The organism is Pseudomonas sp. UBA6699 (assembly GCF_002454615.1).
GTDB classification, from domain to species: Bacteria; Pseudomonadota; Gammaproteobacteria; order Pseudomonadales; family Pseudomonadaceae; genus Aquipseudomonas; species Aquipseudomonas juntendi.
The window spans coordinates 43,551-60,841 of sequence record NZ_DKJF01000051.1 but is presented as its reverse complement, the minus strand read 5'-3'; the positions used below and the strand labels follow the sequence as shown (position 1 = coordinate 60,841).

12 protein-coding genes and 2 pseudogenes are annotated in these 17,291 nt (G+C 54.0%); 6 read left to right on the top strand and 8 right to left on the bottom strand.

Annotated elements, in window-relative coordinates:
- Positions 1-5: 5 nt before the first annotated feature.
- Both brnQ and B3361_RS09975 read left to right on the top strand, forming a co-directional pair.
- Positions 6-1,340, top strand: a complete 1,335-nt coding sequence (gene brnQ, locus B3361_RS09980; RefSeq protein ID WP_016486888.1) for a branched-chain amino acid transport system II carrier protein — start codon at positions 6-8, stop codon at positions 1,338-1,340.
- Between the two features lie 33 nt (positions 1,341-1,373).
- Positions 1,374-2,174, top strand: a complete 801-nt coding sequence (locus B3361_RS09975) for an alpha/beta fold hydrolase (RefSeq protein ID WP_009684893.1) — start codon at positions 1,374-1,376, stop codon at positions 2,172-2,174.
- Positions 2,175-2,271: 97 nt separating this feature from the next.
- Here the strand turns inward: B3361_RS09975 and lipA are convergent, their stop codons facing one another.
- From lipA to gcvP, 4 genes and pseudogenes are all read right to left on the bottom strand, one after another.
- Positions 2,272-3,219, bottom strand: coding sequence for a lipoyl synthase (lipA, locus tag B3361_RS09970; RefSeq protein ID WP_099815951.1), 948 nt, complete (start codon positions 3,217-3,219; stop codon positions 2,272-2,274).
- Between the two features lie 4 nt (positions 3,220-3,223).
- Positions 3,224-4,348, bottom strand: coding sequence for a glycine cleavage system aminomethyltransferase GcvT (gcvT, locus tag B3361_RS09965; protein WP_009684891.1), 1,125 nt, complete (start codon positions 4,346-4,348; stop codon positions 3,224-3,226).
- A 61-nt stretch (positions 4,349-4,409) separates the two neighbouring features.
- Positions 4,410-5,662 (bottom strand): annotated as a pseudogene (gene glyA / locus B3361_RS09960) (serine hydroxymethyltransferase).
- Between the two features lie 85 nt (positions 5,663-5,747).
- Positions 5,748-7,370, bottom strand: a pseudogene (gcvP, locus tag B3361_RS09955) (aminomethyl-transferring glycine dehydrogenase); the annotation flags it as partial.
- Positions 7,371-7,833: 463 nt separating this feature from the next.
- Between gcvP and B3361_RS09950 the strand changes: the two are divergent.
- The gene (locus B3361_RS09950; protein ID WP_009684887.1) at positions 7,834-8,100 is read left to right on the top strand and encodes an antitoxin Xre/MbcA/ParS toxin-binding domain-containing protein; all 267 of its coding nucleotides are present in this window, start codon (positions 7,834-7,836) and stop codon (positions 8,098-8,100) included.
- Between the two features lie 1,425 nt (positions 8,101-9,525).
- Here B3361_RS09950 and B3361_RS09940 read toward each other — a convergent pair.
- The 4 genes from B3361_RS09940 to B3361_RS09925 form a co-directional block, all read right to left on the bottom strand.
- Positions 9,526-10,527 (bottom strand): hypothetical protein, encoded by a 1,002-nt coding sequence (locus B3361_RS09940; protein ID WP_143524266.1) that lies wholly within the window; start codon positions 10,525-10,527, stop codon positions 9,526-9,528.
- A complete protein-coding gene (locus B3361_RS09935; RefSeq protein WP_143524265.1) occupies positions 10,496-11,314 on the bottom strand; it encodes a hypothetical protein in 819 nt (272 codons plus the stop codon). The genes B3361_RS09940 and B3361_RS09935 overlap by 32 nt, the downstream gene beginning before the upstream one ends.
- On the bottom strand, positions 11,311-12,213 hold the full coding sequence (locus tag B3361_RS09930) for a TniB family NTP-binding protein (protein ID WP_232251875.1): 903 nt from the start codon (positions 12,211-12,213) through the stop codon (positions 11,311-11,313). The genes B3361_RS09935 and B3361_RS09930 overlap by 4 nt, the downstream gene beginning before the upstream one ends.
- 67 nt (positions 12,214-12,280) lie before the next feature.
- The gene (locus B3361_RS09925; protein WP_286920194.1) at positions 12,281-14,035 is read right to left on the bottom strand and encodes a transposase family protein; all 1,755 of its coding nucleotides are present in this window, start codon (positions 14,033-14,035) and stop codon (positions 12,281-12,283) included.
- Between the two features lie 579 nt (positions 14,036-14,614).
- On the opposite strand from B3361_RS09925, the gene B3361_RS09920 reads away from it, so the two are divergent.
- The 3 genes from B3361_RS09920 (at position 14,615) to B3361_RS09910 (ending at position 17,282) form a co-directional block, all read left to right on the top strand.
- Positions 14,615-15,471, top strand: a protein-coding gene (locus tag B3361_RS09920; RefSeq protein ID WP_104148369.1) for an IS5 family transposase whose coding sequence is annotated in 2 segments (ribosomal slippage) — positions 14,615-14,956 and positions 14,959-15,471 — 855 coding nt in all. Because the reading frame shifts where the segments join, the coding sequence is not laid out codon by codon here.
- Positions 15,472-16,216: 745 nt separating this feature from the next.
- On the top strand, positions 16,217-16,999 hold the full coding sequence (locus B3361_RS09915; protein WP_054905253.1) for a hypothetical protein: 783 nt from the start codon (positions 16,217-16,219) through the stop codon (positions 16,997-16,999).
- A complete protein-coding gene (locus B3361_RS09910) occupies positions 16,992-17,282 on the top strand; it encodes a hypothetical protein (RefSeq protein WP_178126176.1) in 291 nt (96 codons plus the stop codon). The genes B3361_RS09915 and B3361_RS09910 overlap by 8 nt, the downstream gene beginning before the upstream one ends.
- Positions 17,283-17,291: the final 9 nt, after the last annotated feature.

The window sequence follows — 17,291 nt, the reverse complement described above, 5'->3', positions numbered from 1 at the left end:
TCCCAATGGTTAATCTTTCCAAGCGAGACTTGCTAGCTCTCGGTTTCATGACCTTTGCGCTTTTTGTCGGCGCCGGTAACATCATCTTTCCGCCTATGATCGGCCTGAGCGCGGGTGACCAGGTATGGACCGCCGCCGCAGGCTATTTCATCACTGCCGTAGGCATGCCGGTACTCGCGATTGTCGTTCTGGCTCGATTTGAAGGCTCCATGGACAAGCTGTGCGCGCCACTGGGGAAACTGGCTGCGCGCACATTGGCAATCGTTTGTTTTCTGTGTATTGGCCCCCTGTTTGCTACTCCGCGCACCGCTACCGTGTCATTCGAGGTTGGTGTAGCACCGTGGCTCGGCAACAGCCCTGCGCACTTGTTCGCTTACAGCGCCCTCTATTTTGCCTTGGTCCTGGCGGTATCCCTGTATCCCGGCCGGCTGTTGGACTCGGTGGGCCGCTGCCTTGCGCCGATCAAGGTAGCTGCTTTGGCGATCCTCGGTGTTGGAGCATTCATCTGGACTGCGGGTCCACAAGGTCCTGCTGAGCCACCGTTCGATACCCAGGCCTTCAGTAAAGGGCTTACGGAAGGCTACCTGACCATGGATACATTGGCCTCACTGGTATTCGGTGCAGTGGTAGTGAACGCCTTGAAACATCGCGGCATCCATGCGCCGCGGCAGCTGTTCAAATACAGCGTCATCGCAGCGTTGATTGCCGGTGTGGGTCTAAGCCTGGTCTACGCCAGCCTTTTCGAACTGGGGGCTCATGCAGGCGGGCTCGTCGATCATGCCGACAATGGTGCTCAGGTGCTCAATGCCTATGTACTGCATACCTACGGCGCAGTCGGCTACTGGCTCCTGGCATTCCTGATCACCATCGCCTGCCTGGTAACGGCGATTGGACTGACCTGCGCATGCGCAGAAGCATTCAGCAAATTCTTGCCGCTCGGTTACCGCACACTGGCAGCGCTGCTCGCTGGATTTTCCTTCGCTGTCTCCAACGTGGGACTTACCCAACTGATCGCGGTGTCTGTACCGGTGCTGACCGCAATCTACCTGCCTTGCATCGCAATCATTCTGCTCAGCCTGATTAGCTCTCGCCTCAACAGCCCTGCGCGGGTATTGATACCGGTAACCGCTTGCGCACTGGGTTTCGGCCTTATCGACGCATGCATGGCAGCGGGTTTACTGCCACCGAGTGTTCTGCTCTGGGTCAGTCAACTCCCCTTGGCTAACGCCAGCCTTGCTTGGTTACTGCCCTCCTTGGCCATATTTTTCGTCGCAACTGTTTACGACCTGTACAAAGGAGCGAAAACCCGCTCATCTTCTCTGTCGCCGGAGTCGGCCTGACCAAGTGATTTACCTTTTGAACGGAGCACGGGTATGACCGACATTGCCAAGCAGTCACACAGGATCGAGACGCCACGAGGTCATTTGTATGCAGAGTGTTGGAGTCCGCGGAAATCACGCGGGGTTCCAATCGTGCTTCTGCACGATTCACTAGGGTGTGTGGAACTGTGGCGCGATTTTCCGCTGCGGTTGGCCCAGTCTTGTGGGCGCGAGGTGATCGCCTACGACCGGCTTGGTTTTGGGCGCTCTAGCGCTTGCTTGGTCAATCTGACACCGAGCTTCATCGAGGATGAAGCTCACGGTGATTTTCAAGCAGTGCGTGAATACTTCCAACTAAGCCAATTCGTGGTTTTCGGCCATAGCGTAGGCGGCGGCATGGCGGTTGGCTGCGCGGCCGCCCATCCGCAAGCATGCCACGGACTGATTACCGAGTCCGCCCAAGCTGCAGTCGACAACGCGATCCTTGACGGTATCCGTTCCGCAGCGCGGCGGTTTGCCCTGCCTGGCCAGATGGAACGACTTCAGCAGTACCATGGAAAGAAAGCTGAGTGGGTTTTGCGCAGTTGGGTCGATACTTGGCTCTCGGAGGAATTTCGGCAGTGGAACCTTGATAGGCAACTGGCCCAGGTACAGTGCTCAGCGCTGGTTCTACATGGAGACCGCGACGAGTATGGGACTCGGCATCATCCCGAGCGTTTGTGTGCTGGGATAAGCCGAGCGCCTACTTTGCACATGCTGGAAAACTGTGGGCACCTGCCGCATAGGGAGTACCCAGACCAAGTACTCGCGGCTACGAGCGTGTTCCTTGCTAAGTCAGCCGGACACCTGTACTAGCGCCGTGCACGCTTGCTATCCGGTGGTTCCACAACTCTCACCGAACGCATTGGCAGCTGCGCTGGAACCCTTACAGCGAAAGGGTTCCAGCGGGCCTTTAGCGAACTGGGTGAACATTCCCGAGTTGTTGATCTGCATGGTAGGAAGATCGCACCAACGGACCAGAAGCTACATGCCTGAAGCCCATCCTCGCCCCCTCCTCGGCAAACCAGGCAAACACGTCGGGATGCACGAATCGCTGCACTGGCAAGTGACTGCGCGACGGCTGCAGATACTGCCCCAGCGTCAGCATATCCACCCCGTGCTCACGCATCCGCGTCATCACCTTAATCACCTCCTCGTCCGTCTCCCCTAGCCCGAGCATCAGGCCTGATTTGGTCGGCACCTCCGGGACCAACTGCTTGAACCGCTCCAGCAAATCCAGAGACCACTCGAAGTCCGACCCCGGCCGCGCTGCTTTGTACAAGCGAGGTACCGTCTCCAGGTTGTGGTTGAACACATCCGGCGGCGCTTCGGCGGTGATTGCCAACGCCGCCTCCATTCGCCCACGATAATCCGGCACTAGCGTCTCCAGCTGGATCCCAGGGCACTTCGCACGAATCTGGCGAATGCATTCGGCAAAATGCCCCGCACCGCCATCGCGCAGGTCGTCGCGGTCCACCGACGTAATCACCACGTATTTCAGGCGCAAATCGGCAATCGCGGTGGCCAGGTTACGCGGCTCGTCCACATCCAGCGGCCTGGGCCGACCGTGCCCGACATCGCAGAACGGACAGCGCCGCGTACAGATATCGCCCATGATCATGAAGGTCGCCGTGCCCCCGGAGAAACACTCCCCCAGGTTTGGACACGAGGCTTCCTCGCAGACGCTGTGCAGCTTGTGCTTACGCAGCAACGCCTTGATTCGTGCCACCTCGGGCGAGGCGGCGATCTCCACGCGGATCCAGTCCGGTTTGCGTGGCACATCCTCGGTGGGCAGGATCTTCACCGGAATCCGCGCCACCTTGTCGGCGCCACGCAGCTTCACCCCTGTCTGCACAGCCATGACCTCAGCCACGGTAGTAACGCTGCGCAACGAACGGCGTCCGCACTACCTGCATCGGCACCAGCTTGCCGCGCACCTGGGCGAAGACTTCGCTGTCCAGCGCCGCCTGCTCGCTCTGCACGTAACCCATGGCCAGTGGCCCGCCCAGGCTCGGGCCAAAACCGCCGCTGGTAACGCGGCCGATCACCTCCTCGCGGGCATTGACGGTCAGCGTGCCCTCGCGCACCGGCACCCGCTCCTTCGGCAGCAGGCCGACGCGCTTGCTGGCCACGCCATCGCGCTGCTGGGCGAAGATCTGCTCGGCACCGGGGAAGCCGCCGGCACGTTCGCCATCGGCACGTCGTACCTTGGAAATCGCCCAAGCTAGGCTGGCCTCGATCGGCGTGGTGCGGGTTTCCATATCGTGGCCATACAGGCACAGCCCCGCCTCCAGGCGCAGCGAGTCGCGCGCACCGAGGCCGATGGCCGCCACCTCGGGCTCGGCCAGCAGCGAGCGGGCCAGCATCAGCGCCGCCTCGACCGGCACCGAGATTTCATAGCCGTCCTCGCCGGTATACCCCGAGCGGCTGACATAGCAATCGACACCCAGCAGGCGTAGCGGCGCGAACTGCATGAAGGTCATGCCGGTCACTTCCGGCGCCAGGCGCGCCAGCACCCGCGCCGCCGCCGGCCCCTGCAGGGCGAGCAAGGCTCGGCTGTCGAACAGCGATTCCACTTCGCAAAGGCCTTCCAGGTGCTGCTGCAGATGACGCAAGTCCTGTTCCTTGCAGGCGGCGTTGACCACCAGGAACAGCTCGTCATCCGCCAGCCGCGCGACCATCAGGTCGTCGAGGATGCCCCCGTCGGCGCTGGTGAACAGCGCGTAACGCTGCATACCCACCGGCAGGTCGACGATATCCACCGGCACCAGGCGCTCCAGCGCCTTGCCGGCATCCACGCCGCGCAGGCAGATCTGGCCCATATGGGAGACGTCGAACAGGCCGGCCTGCTCGCGGGTGTGCAGGTGTTCCTTGAGTACGCCCAGCGGATACTGGACCGGCATCGCGTAGCCGGCAAACGGCACCATGCGCGCACCCAATTCCAGGTGCAGAGCGTGCAACGGTGTCTTTTGTAGTGTTTCAGTGGACATGGGGTGACTCCAGGCATTCGGTAGAGACGACGGCCAGCGTGCTGCTGGCCGTCTCGATGGATCAGGCTGGGTAGACCGGGAACATCGCGCACAGCCCCGCGACTTGCTTCGCCACGTGGGCCTCGATCTGGGCATTGCCGAGGTGGTCGAGGATGTCGCACACCCACGTCGCCAGTGCACGGCATTCCGCCTCCCGGAAGCCGCGGGTGGTGACCGCCGGGGTGCCAATACGCAGGCCCGAGGTCACGAACGGTGACTGCGGGTCGTTGGGTACCGCATTTTTGTTCACGGTGATATGGGCACGGCTGAGGGCAGCATCGGCGTCCTTGCCGGTGATGCCCTGACGGATCAGGCTGACCAGGAACAAGTGGTTGTTGGTGCCACCGGAGTCCACGTCATAGCCACGCTGGATGAAGATCTGTGCCATGGCCTGGGCGTTCATGATCACCTGGGCCTGATAGTCCTTGAAGCTGGGGTCGAGGGCTTCCTTGAAGCACACTGCTTGGCCGCGATCACATGCATCAGCGGGCCGCCCTGGCCGCCGGGGAATACCGCCGAGTTGAGCTTCTTCTCCAGCTCTGGCTCGCCCTTGGTCAGGATCAGGCCGCCACGGGGGCCGCGCAGGGTCTTGTGGGTGGTGGTGGTGACCACGTCGGCGTATGGCAGCGGGTTTGGATACAGGCCTGCGGCGACCAAGCCGGCGACATGGGCCATGTCGACGAATAGCCAGCCGCCGACCTTGTCGGCGATCTGGCGAAAACGTGGGAAGTCCAGTGTTCGCGAATAAGCGGAGAAGCCGGCGACGATCATCTTTGGCTGGTGCTCGACAGCCAGGCGCTCGACTTCGTCGTAGTCGATCAGGCCATTGGCGTCGATGCCGTATTGCACGGCGTTGTAAAGCTTGCCGGAGGACGAGACCTTGGCGCCGTGGGTCAGGTGACCGCCGTGGGCCAGGCTCATGCCGAGGATAGTGTCGCCAGGTTGCAGCAAGGCCAGGTACACGGCGGCATTGGCCTGAGAGCCGGAGTGTGGCTGAACGTTGGCGTAGCCGGCGCCGAACAATTGCTTGGCACGGTCGATGGCCAGTTGCTCGATCACATCGACGTGCTCGCAGCCTCCATAGTAACGCTTGCCCGGGTAGCCTTCGGCGTACTTGTTGGTCAGTTCGGTCCCCTGGGCCTGCATCACTTGGGGGCTGGTGTAGTTTTCCGAGGCGATCAGCTCGATATGGTCTTTCTGGCGCTGCGTCTCGCGACGGATGGCGTCAAACAGTGCAGGGTCGAAATCAGACAGGGTGAGGCTTTTGTGGAACATGGGAAATTCCTTGTTGTTCGGGTTTTATAGCCAGGTTTTCGCCCCCCTATCGCTGGCAAGTCAGCGACAGGGGGCGAAAGATCACTCAGGCATCCTGATAGTTCGACACCGGCGGACAGGCACACGCCAGATTGCGGTCGCCGTAGACGTTGTCCACGCGCCCCACCGGCGGCCAGTACTTGCTCTCGCGCAGGCTCGACAATGGGTACACCGCCAGCTCGCGACTATAGGTATGCGTCCATTCACCAGTCAGCTCAGCCGCTGTATGCGGGGCGTTGCGCAACGGGTTGTCCTGCTTGTCGAGCCCACCGGTCTCCACCGCACAGATTTCCTCGCGGATTGCGATCATGGCCTCGCAGAAGCGGTCCAGCTCTTCCTTTGACTCACTCTCGGTCGGCTCTACCATCAAAGTCCCGGCCACCGGGAATGACATGGTCGGCGCATGGAAGCCATAGTCGATCAGGCGCTTGGCCACGTCCTCGACACCGATTCCGCTGCTCTCCTTGAGCGGACGCAGATCGAGGATGCACTCATGGGCCACCAGGCCGTTCTCGCCCGTGTAGAGCACCGGGTAATGCTCCTCCAGGCGCCGGGCCACGTAGTTGGCGCTGAGGATCGCCACCTGCGAGGCGCGTTTGAGGCCCGCTCCGCCCATCATGCGGATGTACATCCAGGTGATCGGCAGAATGCTCGCGCTACCAAACGGCGCCGCACTCACTGCCCCGGTCTTGCCAGCACCCGGCAGGAAAGGCGCCAGGTGCGCCTTGACCCCGATCGGCCCGACGCCCGGGCCGCCACCACCATGGGGAATGCAGAACGTCTTGTGCAGGTTCAGGTGGGAAACATCGCCACCGAACTTACCTGGCGCACATAGGCCGACCATGGCATTCATGTTGGCGCCGTCGATGTACACCTGACCGCCATGTTCATGGACGATCTCGCAGATCCGCGTGATACCGTCTTCGAACACACCGTGGGTCGAGGGATAGGTGATCATCAACGCGGCCAGGCGTTCACGATGCTGTTCGGCCTTGGCCTGCAGGTCGGCGACATCGACGTTGCCGCGGGCATCGCAGGCGACGACCACCACCCGCAGCCCGGCCATCTGCCCCGTGGCCGGGTTGGTGCCGTGGGCCGACGACGGGATCAGGCATACATCGCGCCCGCCCTCGCCTCGGCTGGCGTGATAGGCACGGATCGCCAGCAGGCCGGCGTACTCGCCCTGGGAGCCGGCGTTGGGCTGCAGCGACACGGCGTCGTAACCGGTGGCGGCACAGAGCATGGCTTCCAGCTCGTCAGTCAGTTGCCGGTAACCCCTCGCCTGTTCCGCCGGGGCGAACGGGTGCAGGGCGCCGAATTCCGGCCAGGTGACCGGGATCATCTCGCTGGCGGCGTTGAGCTTCATGGTGCAGGAGCCCAGCGGGATCATGGTGCGGTCCAGGGCCAGGTCCTTGTCGGCCAGGCGGCGCAGGTAGCGCATCAGCTCGGTTTCCGAGTGATAGCGGTTGAACACCTCATGCTGAAGGAAAGGGCTTTCCCGCAGCAGCGCGGCCGGCAGGCAATCCTCGACATCCAGTGCCAGCGCGGCGAACTCCGGCAGGGCCTGGCCGGGCACGGCGAACACCTGCCACAGCGCCTCGACGCTGGCCTGCTCGCAGGTTTCATCCAGGGACACGCCGAGCCGCGTGTCGTCGATGAGGCGCAGACTGTTAGCACGCTTCACCGGACGCGCCATGCTGGCCCTACCCACACCAGGCTGTATGCCGCAGCGACCGCTATCTTCGCCGCGATAAGTGCAATGATAGCTCGGAAGAGGCGATGCAGGACTGTGCGCCGCCGATGGAGCTTGAAGTCATACCACCAACCCACGAATCTGGTGCGGTCCCCGTGTTGAAGCCAGCGATGTTCAGCCCGTTCCCCACACTGCAGGCGTGGGCAGGCGTGGCGGCTGCGCTCTATGGACGCCATTTAGACGGGGCTTTCAGGGGCGGGTTTAGCGGCATGACCGACTGGCCTCAGGCGACACTCCCCCGCAACTCGATAAACTCAGGGTATGTTGACATAGCAGTCCGCAGTCGCTGCGCTTACCTACAAGATCGGTGGCGTGCAACCCCCGCCTGAGGTCATAGTGTCATCAAAGTCTCTCGACATTTGCCTTTGGAACACTTGTCATGAACAGTATCACGATCCACGGAATTAGCGACCAGCCCTCAATCAGCTGCTGGACCTCTGCTCATGGGGCTTTTTTAACAAGGAAGGCGCAAATTTTTCGAAAAGCAATGGAGGTGCTCGGCAAAGGAGAACTGGCACAGCGTTGGATGATCAGCCCTGCGCTTGGTCTTGGCAACCACACCCCATGCACCTTGCTTTGGAGTCATGAAAGCTATATGGAGGTATGGGCCTTCCTCTACCGTCTTGAGTACGGCGTTTACACGTGAGCATCAGAATGCTGCTGATCGGGCTACGGGCTAGCCCGGGTTTTGGTATGCATCTCTCTGGTAGTGATACTCCTGTGGTGAAAGGCGACCAGCCGGGCCGAATAACAAGTGGGTAACACACGCTTCCAAGAACGCAATCGCCTCGGCTTGAGCGTACTGCGCATAAAAGCTGCGGTACGCGAGCGGGAGCGTACCGCGGCTCTGGAGGCAAAGCTTGACCATCTGAGCCAAAACGTAACCGCGTATATCGTATCGTGCGTCCACCTTTCTGAGCACAGTGTCGTAGCAGGAGTGGAAAACGACTGCTTTCGAATGGACACTAGGGGGGCTTTTTTGATCGTTCATGGACAGCCTACTGTAAAAGCGTTGAACCGCAGGGACAGTGTCGAAGCCACTGGAACGTGGCTTGGAATACGTCGCGTTGGTTCACGCGAATGAAGAAAAAGTGTAGGAAAACCTCAAAAATGAAGTTTTTTTTGCCAAGTGAAGAAAATCATTTCGGTGGCGGTGATCGTAACAAAAAAACACGAATCCCACATGCACCTAGAGCTCTCGACCTTGGCCTTCAATGCCACCTTAGGCGGCACAGTGTCTCGCAAAGCAAATCCACATTTGAAACCACGATCAGCCTTGGAATCTATCTCTGCGCCACTCCTAATCTAGCCTCGAGCAGCGCCGGCTCTCCCGTTCAGACTTAAAATATAGTGGTAGTTCGTTTGAGTACGGACCAACTTAGAATTGAGCTTATAGGATGGAGACTAAGTATGAGAGCGCACCTTCTTTTTGCACAGCTTTTGCTGGCGGAAATTAGGACATCAATTCTCCCACCACACTACTATTCCATTAGCTTGGAATAGTAGTTTGGCAAAACTTACCCGCTACCTCAATGTGATCCAGTGCGGGAAATCATCTAATGATCGATTGCAGCGACTAAGTGCTTGGTTTAATAAAGCATTTAGAGTAGCGACCTCAATAGACATCGTTGCTGCTTGTGCCATGAAAATATCGGAAAAGGCTTCGTAAATATGGTGCATCAACAAAGATGCCAACATCGTCTCAGAAATCAATGTCAAATTCCGCGATCTACGTATCTTTGATATCATCACTGGCTTATCAACATCACAAAAAACGTCAGCTAGAGAACCAACAAAACTAGGACCGCGAATTCGCAACAATTCACACGAATGAGAGGTGTGAGCGGAGTCAGAGGAATGAGTCAACTGTTCCGCGCGCACGCCCAGCATTGCTCTACCATAGAGATTGATCGTGGGCTTACCGACCGAAAAAGCATGGCCTACTATTTTGCAGCTGCGCGCGTCAACTACATAACATAAAAACGGATGTTGCCTCTTGAACTGACCCGACACCTTGACGTAAAAACCCAGGGTAACGTAAATCGGAACTATATAAGTGTACATGAAATACTTATGCGAACTGTGGAGTGCAAATACTTAGGGCGCTTGTCTGGAATCTGATCAAGCTATTTCTAAGCCAATAATAAAGCTCTTTATCAAATTTATACACGCTCCCCCATATTTTTTCCGGCGTATCTGATTCCCAAGGATCGCCACGAAGTGACTTAAAGGCCTCCTTTTGACTAACCCACCCTAGCAATATTCCAATAAAAAAAAGCGCGCGCGCGCGACAAGCTGCAGAAGCCCTAAACGGCTGCAAGTAGCAGCTAAGGTATAGCGTCTCACCTTCACTGGACACAATATCTAGCAGTCTGTTACTACCGGAATGACGATACAAATCCATGCCTGGTGTAAGAAGAGCCCGCATAAGGCTCATTATTGTGTTATCAAAGAGATAAATGCAACGATCCTGCTGAAGATTACGTAATTTTACGAGTTTCTTCTGAACACGACATGCGGTTTTAAGCAAATCGGCCCAGTTGTTAACATATTCTGCATGTCCGAGATTCTTACTCTCAATACTATGATTCCATTTAAATATGGCCCGAGGCGCATCCAACGCGGCACCTATCTGTCGCGGGACATCCTTAAGCAACACATCATGCAATTCACAAAATGGTTTTGATACGTATCGCCAGGCAATCTTGAGCATCAAAGAACAATTAGATCGAAGATTTTCACGCATGCAATCTTCGCAATAAGATCGCCGAAATCCCCAAGGTATCATCGGCGCGACATTAACAGGCTTGACGAATCTTTCTAAATCTGACCCCATAATCAATGGCAGAACCTTCCATTTATGGTCCGGGCTTATAAAATCTAAGTCGCAGTGAGCTTCACGCTTTTCAAATTCGAAAAGTGACAAAAATAATCGTGGACCACGTCCATAACCCCCAGCATTGTGCAGTATATACTGCTGCACTTCTGGGATTTGACATAGCCGATAACTCCAAGATGAAAGAGATTCACCGGCTATCATTTTAGCATTCGAGCATAGCCCGGACTTCAACATACTGACTTCCTTGAATTGAAAGCTCTTCTTCAGCACCTGAAAATTTGAGTAGGCTATCATTTCTTAAAGTCGCATATGCGTAAGCCACCTCTAAGGTCTTTACAAACTCATCGAGCCGGCATGCTTGCTGCTCGATGTGTTCAAGTGCACATTCAGAAAACTTAATACTTTGTCTAGTTTCACCATTCGCAGCGATTAAAAACTTAAATGCGACATTGGAAAGATCAGATGACTCGAGCGACATTCTAACTCTAAATAAATTCACCCTTCCTTTCATAATTTTTTCTATCTTTCTTGCCAGCGGCCGATAGTGCGTTGTATATAGAACAACTAGACCATTTCCGACTTCCGATATAGCGACCAAGCATTCAGCCAATGAGTTATCATGTGTGATTTCGAAGCGCTCCAAGTCATCAATTACTACTAGCTTTAACCCTACCTCATTTATGTACTGATCCATATATAAGGGAGCTTTTTTCAGGTGCTCGTAGGGGGATCTTATTGCCAAAGAAATAGCGAAATTATCCAATAAAGATAGCTTGCCGAAGCTAAAATTATAATTGACCTTAGTTGCCTCTACACCAAATTTATTTACCACATGTTCAAGACTGGCGGACAAGCCACAACCAGGTTCGCCCTCTAGGTGAACGACTACACCCTTAGCAGTGATGTTTGTATTTCGTATTAGCTCTGCTATGGTATTCGTCAATTCAGGGAACGAATATTCAATCTTGCATTGTCCTTGGAGAACTTTAATTGCCTTGGAAATACGGGAGCTACTATTCATGCGAAACCGCCCTCACGCTCAAGCTGGTCGACGTCGCGCAGCGCAATACATAGGTCATCCATAATATACTCAATATTGTCAAGATGCTTGTGAGCAATATGTTCAGAGCCATCAGTGATTGCGGCCATGGCTGCCGCCTGTAAAATTTTCACAATGTTATCGGTCAGCCCCTGGCCCGTCTCCATTATCTTTAGAAACAACTTCTGGTCTTTGAAGTTTGTCGGCTTCCGTAAAGGGAGGCGAAAAATGTACGATGCTACAAAGCTTCTGAACTCACTATCATTCCCCCATTGTTTTAGGGACCTCACAGCATACCGGCGGGCCAACTGAGCGTCACGCCTCAATACCCGCGCGGCATCTGGGATACCGAATGCAAAGACACAGAGACCATAGTTAGAGCCAGCTAAATTCTTCAACAATGACAAGTTAATTCGCTGCTGGAAGTCTGTTAATGTCAATGCATCATGAATCTCATCGATAACGATGGCCCGAATATTTTGACTTTTAATCAAGTATTGCAATTCCGGCGAGATATTTTCATTCAGACGCGCACGACGCGACACACCTACTCCAATTTCTTGCAGTATCAACTCCTTCAATGAATAGCCATTAGGGCTTTGATGCATTGTTACAAATACCATTTTCTCCGCCCAAACACGATGTCGCTTCTTCAATTCCTCAATCATGCTAGTTTTACCTGAGCCACCAGGCCCTATTACTAGCATACTGGGGGCATTGATTTTATTTGTCATCTGCATCATCACATGCATACGTGCAATTAGGTTTTCAACTGAGGGATGAGGCACCCAAATATCCTGACAGCACACCAATGTTCGCTCATGATCCGTTAACGAAAAATAGCTATGGCTATCGGGATGCACGTGGGAAAAATCGGACATAATAGTCTCGCAAAAACAATTGGATTAAGGCAAAAATCAAAATACTTAATCGTTCATTAATGAACGATCAATACAAAGTCGGCTCATCTTCGTAATCTACACTATTGTTTGAGCGCAGGTTCGAGACTATCCCAGGCATCGAATGGTCAATCAGCCCTCTACGCCCTCCAACCTGGCTAGCACTTACATGGGCAACGTTCGAATAATTTTCAGCGCTTTCATTATTTTTTTTGCTCGCGCCTTCTAAAATGATGGAGTAAGCATTATGCTGCTCTAGACCTTTTTCCTTCTTCAGACGCCTAGCCTTAGTCGTAGCTTTTACTTCATTTACCACGAGTTGATTTGCACTATATACTGCCTCACTGCCACGCCTAGTCATAGTGCCATTTGGTATGGACTTAATGCGCCTCTGATGCCGATAATATTCATAATGCGAATGTCTGCCAGAAGAGTTTCGTACACAAGGAACCACGAACCATTCTGTATTCACTTTAACCCTTATTACATCAAGGTTGTAAGGGTCATACTTAACCAGCACCTTCTCTCTAATATGATTTTTTAGTGCAGGAGCATAATAAAACCGTCGGAATAACTCTATCCCTTGCGGAACTACTTGTTTTGCGGCAAACTCTGGATAAAAGCTAAAGCGAAAACCATCATGGTCTTTTTCTGGAATGCTTTTTGGTTCCACCCCATCTCGATAATAATCATTCCAAGCTTCAATAGGGCTTTTCCCGATGCCAGAATGCTTGGTCTCATGACATGCGCACACTTGATAAATCATGAACTTGCGTAGCGCACTAAACGTCATTGATGCGCGTTTTTCACTGCTATATGACTTCCGGTCGATTACGTTTGAACCCGTTGTTCCTGGCAAAAAATGCACTTTGGTTGTCATGAACTTCCCAATCAAACTCTCGATATGTCCTCCTTGATGTTTTTTTCCTACATTGCGATGCCTTACGTCAATTCCATAGTGCTTGCAGTTTAGTACCAGCACATCAGATATGAATTCCTTAGCATTATCAGTATGGATAGTTTCCATCAAGCCGTGAACTGGCCAAAGGTTTTCCTCCATCCCTAAAGCTAATAAGATCTTATTCTTTGGCAGCACGCAATTTTCGATTAACATTGCCACGCTTACAGCGCTCGGTGGCAATAAAGACAAATAGAACCCAAGAACCACCCTTGTATGGATACAAATTGCCAAACTGATCCAAGGCCTGCCAATAATGACTTGGCGGTCATTTTCGTCGACCAACAATATGTCCATGACGGTGTGATCGAATTGAACCCATTGGAGTGGGCGGTCGGTTTTCTTATGTCCAGGCCTCGCTCCGTATCTTTGTTCCGCTGCGTCTTTTCCGTATTTCCTTTCGTACAATAATCTTGGAGGCTTAGATTTAATCCTTCGCCTGACCGTATAGTAAGAGGGACGCACAACTTTTTGAGCATCAGCTTCTGACTGACATACCGACCACACCTTCGCATAGCTAGCAGAAATACCATAATAGTAATCATCAAAAGCTTTATCAATAATTGCTTCCACGCGAGCATCAAGTTTATCGCTCCCGCTTTTACGACCCCGCTTACCTGGCACTAATTTATTGTAATTTCGTGCCCCTCGAGACCTTGCTACCAACTTATAAAAATACTGCTTCCCTATGCCTAGTAAATTTATGCCTTCAGCGGCTGATATTTTTCCATCAATGAAGAGGCTAATTACCGTAAAGCGCTCACTTCCGACCTTATGCCGCCCTATCTCCTCTAGCGGCGTAAAGCTATTTAACGCCCCCCACAAATCTTCTGAAGTATCGGTCATAGCTTTGAACCAAGGATTATGAAATTGACAAGTACACCTGTAGAGCCCCGATGGACATGCTTTAAACCATCAGGTGATACCCATCTACCTGAGCGCGAAGTTGAATGCTTTTTCATTTTTAACTTCCATTTTGGCTTTGTGTCAACCCTGTGAATGCAACTTTTTTGATAGGCGAAGGTGAATCTTGATCAAAACCCACAAAACAATAGACGTATAAAACGCAACCCAAAACGCCATACCGAAATTCAAAGCTCAAGCATTAAAAAGTACAAGGTTGACGCACAAATCACTGAGTAAATCGAGGCAGAAGCCTCCAATTGAAACGGGAACGACGGAATTTCATCAAGGCTTCATCTCGGTACATGCTCAATCCAAAATGCATTTACTAAATTCATCTTGTCAGAGGGTCGTTCGTCCTTAGTTTCAAACGAAAAGTAGCCCTAGGGCCCTGCATCGCAGAAGGCGAAGCCACCAGGGGGAGCCCTAGGCTCTGTACGAAATCCCGAGAAACCTAATCGTCGCTCCTTTAGCGCTGAGATTTTGTAGAGTTACGCGCCATTAACGGAAAGGAATTCTGTGATGGCAAGGCGCTACGAACTCACGGACGAGGCCTGGGATGTGGTCTCCGATCTCTTCATCGAAACCCATGGCCGAGGCCGGCCCCGACTGAGCGACCGGCTGATGCTCGATGGCGTGCTGTGGGTGCTCTGCTCAGGTGCTGCATGGCGAGATATGCCAGAGCGCTTCGGCCCATGGTCAACGGTGTATCAACGGTTTCGGGGCTGGCGAAACCAAGGGACTTTAGAGCAGATGCTCAAACGTCTGCACCTGCGATTGAATGAGCAGGGCTTGATCGATCTGCAAACCTGGATGATCGACTCAACCGCAGTACGCGCAACCCGAGCCTCATCAGGCGCCGGGAAAAAAGGGGGCCTGACGAGCCTGCCGATCATGCTCTAGGCCGCAGTCGCGGTGGCCTGACAACCAAAATCCACATGCTATGCGACGCCAACGGAACACCGCTGCGTTTTCTCCTCTCTGGCGGTCAAGCCAGTGACATCAGCTACGCACAACCACTGTTGGACGAGGTCAGCATTCCATCGAGCCAACGTGGCCGCCCGCGCAAGCGCTGCAAATGGCTGCTTGCCGACAAGGGCTACGACGCAGAAGCGCTACGCCGCTACTGCGACCAATATCGAATGCAACCCGTCATCCCGCTGCGCTCGATGAAGCGCAAGCCCAAGCCTGGCTTACCAAGACTGTTTGACCGGCCCAAATACCGACAGCGCAACATCATCGAGCGCATGTTCGGCTGGCTGAAAGAGAACCGTCGGATCGTGACTCGCTTCGACAAGCTCGCGAAAAGTTATGCCGCCATGGTCTCACTGGCTTGCTCCATGCGGTGTTTGCGACATCTCTTTTCGTACAGAGCCTAGAGAAATCTGGACGAAACGGATCACTTATTGGTGGGTACAACAGATGCAGCCACCAACACAACACTCTGCGCAAAAAGGCTTCCACCGAGCCAGATTGCCCAGCAAGGAGGGATGGAGATTGCGGTTTGTTATGTGCGGAGACCGGAGAATTCTGTTTTGGCCGCAGCGCGAGTGTCCGGCTACGCCGTCTTTGCCTGTCTAGGTAGGCGCATGCCACGGCCTACGGGGTTAGCGACCACAACTGGGTAGACCGCCCATCGGGGGCGGAGATAGGGCCAATAAATCTACTGATCTAACTTTGGACTAATTTCATGACAGCCGAACTACCTTCGTATGGGAGATATCCTCGACAAAATGGTATTCGTTGTTGTTGATGCTTAATAAGGCGACAATCCACAAAAATAATGTTTAATCTAGCGACTATCCCAAGAAAAGTCGCTTAAATTGGCAGGGCATCGGCTAGAGCCCTTGTGAAACAACGCTTAGGGCTAGTCGCCTCATTTCGCGACAGCCTCAGGTCAAAACCCCACAAACCCCGTTTCCCGGAAATTCAAAGGCTTTGGTTCGATTCATAACCCTATCTATGCGCATTGTTGAGGCTATCGCTAAATGAGGCGACTCACCAGTAGTCATGCTTAACCCATTGATCTGATTGAATAAATTGACAACCAAGGCAATGCCCTGCGAATTAAAGCGACATCTGTGCAACTCAGCTTAATTATCTAGAGCCAAAGTACCCTATTTTTTGAGACTGCTGTGGGCGCTGCTGATCCAGGGTAAACCACTGAACCAGCTCAAGCGCCAGGATGCCCAAGACTATCTGAGTTTCTGTCGAAACCCGCCAGATGACTGGATGGGTCCGGTGACCCGCAGCCGGTTCGTCAGTAACCAGCACGCCCTCTATGCCCGGGAGGCCTACATCCCCAACCCCAAATGGCATCCGTTTAATACCAAGTCCCGCAAGGTGATCGCTGAAGAAACTCCGAGCACCCAGGAGTATCATGCTGCGAATGGCACATTGAACCAGGTGTATACGGTCTGCAGTCGCTTCTATGAGTTTCTTGTGGAAGATGGCTTCGCTCAAACGAATCCCTTTCGGCTCTTTAAAAAAGACAACCGACTCTCCACGCAAGTGCTGGAAGTTACTTCTTCGCGGCAACTTACGCCGCTGCGGTGGGACTTTGTCCTGGATACCGTTGAAGCAATGGCGAACGCCGAACCGGAGCGGCATGAACGAACATTATTTATTGTTGCCACGCTGTTCGCCATGTACCTAGGGGTTTCCGATCTCGCCGGTCGCAAAAACTGGAAATCCACCATGGGTGACTTCCGCTTAGATGATGAAGGTAATTGGTGGTACTTCGCCGTGGGTAAAGGCAACAAGGCGGCGAAGATTGCCGTGCGGGATATCTACGTAGAGCGCTATTTGAGACGTTATCGGCGATTCCTGGGACTTCCCGAGTTACCTCATCCAGGAGAAACTACGCCCCTGATCACGACCCTCAACGGCCGCGCCGGTTTTGTCTGATCGACAGATCCGCGCCCTCCTCCAAACCGTGTTTGATAAAGCCGTAGAGAAGATGCGCAGCGAAGGCCGCGCGAACCACGAGATGAAAAGTCTGCGCTGTGCGTCCGCGCACTGGCTGCGTCACACCTCCGCCACCGTTGACGCGCCGCTGCGCAATCCTAAGGACCTGCAGGAAGACTTGCGTCACAGCAATCTCAGTACAACCCAGAACACCTATTATCACTCGCATGATCAGGAGCGCGCACATTCGGTTAAACGCATCGGCATGCGCGACCGCGGTTGAGCTCGGATC